The sequence below is a fragment of the Brevundimonas sp. P7753 genome, from assembly GCF_013386595.1.
GTDB classification, from domain to species: Bacteria; Pseudomonadota; Alphaproteobacteria; order Caulobacterales; family Caulobacteraceae; genus Brevundimonas; species Brevundimonas bullata.
Genome location: NZ_JACARP010000247.1, coordinates 1 through 604 on the forward strand (window position 1 = coordinate 1; position 604 = coordinate 604).

Here is a 604-nt window from a genome sequence, read left to right on the forward strand (position 1 = left end):
GGACCTCGCCCCCGGTTCGGTGGACGAGGCGATGATCTATGCCCCGCCCGGCGTGGTCGAGCGGCGCTATACCCTGGCCATGGCGCTGCGGGCGCTGAAGGTCGGCGGACGGCTCGACGTCATGGCGCACAAGAGCAAGGGCGGCTCGCGTCTGGGCAAGGAACTGAAAGACTTCGGTCTGGAAGTCGGCGAGACGGCCAAGGCCCACCATCGCCGCTGCATCGTCACGCGGCCTGAAGTGATTGAAGGCCTGGATGCGGCCATCGCGGCGGGCGGGCTGCGACAGGTCGAGGGGCTGGACGCCTGGTCGCAGCCGGGCGTCTTCGCCTGGGATCGGGTCGATCCGGGCACGGCCCTGCTGGCCGGGGTCATGCCGCCGCTGAAGGGCGCGGGCGCCGACCTGGGCTGCGGCTTCGGGGCCCTGTCGCTGGTGGCGCTGCGGTCGCCGGCGGTGACATCCTTGCGTCTGATCGACATCGACCGGCGCGCCATCGCGGCGGCGAAGAAGAACGTCGAGGACCCGCGCGTCAGCTTCGAGTGGGCCGATGTGCGCACCCTGCCGACCGAGGGCGATTTGAACTTCATCGTCAGCAATCCGCCCTTC

Annotated in this window: 1 protein-coding gene; it reads left to right on the forward strand. The window is 70.2% G+C overall.

Annotation, left to right across the window (positions count from 1 at the left end):
• Positions 1 to 604: class I SAM-dependent methyltransferase (locus tag HX774_RS19415; protein ID WP_178829032.1), on the forward strand; the 604-nt coding region annotated here is incomplete at both ends.